This window comes from Amycolatopsis sp. SID8362 (genome assembly GCF_010550475.1).
GTDB classification, from domain to species: Bacteria; Actinomycetota; Actinomycetes; order Mycobacteriales; family Pseudonocardiaceae; genus Amycolatopsis; species Amycolatopsis eburnea.
This window is the reverse complement of record NZ_JAAGNB010000381.1, coordinates 1-378: the sequence shown is the minus strand read 5'-3', so window position 1 is coordinate 378 and position 378 is coordinate 1. Positions and strand designations below refer to the sequence as shown.

The 378-nt window shown below is 77.5% G+C and carries 1 protein-coding gene; it reads right to left on the bottom strand.

Annotation, left to right across the window (positions count from 1 at the left end; translation table 11 throughout):
* The coding region (locus tag G3I65_RS12040) for a hypothetical protein (protein ID WP_160696175.1) at window positions 1-378 on the bottom strand (378 nt) is incomplete at both ends.

Here is a 378-nt window from a genome sequence, read left to right as displayed (position 1 = left end):
GGCCGCCAGCCGCCGTCGCCGCGGTCGAACCACCGCACCCCGGGCGACACCGTCACCGCGCTCGTCCCCGCCGCGTTCTCCACCCACCCGGCGGCCGGCTCCGGGACGGCACCGGCGACCCGGACGGTCTCCCGCTCCCCCAGCACCAGGTGGTCGTCGTGGGCCGAGAACACCCGGCCCTCGGCGTCGAAGCGGTCCAGCCGCCCGTTCGCGACGCGCGAAGCCGGGCCACCGCCGGAGAACACGGCGTCCGGACAGTGGCGCAGGCAGACGACGTCCGACGGATCCCCGAGCTCGGCGCCGAAGCGCCAGACCTCGCGGCCCGACCGGTCGACGCCGCGGTAGCTGCCGTCCCCCAGGTCGTAGACCACGGCGCCG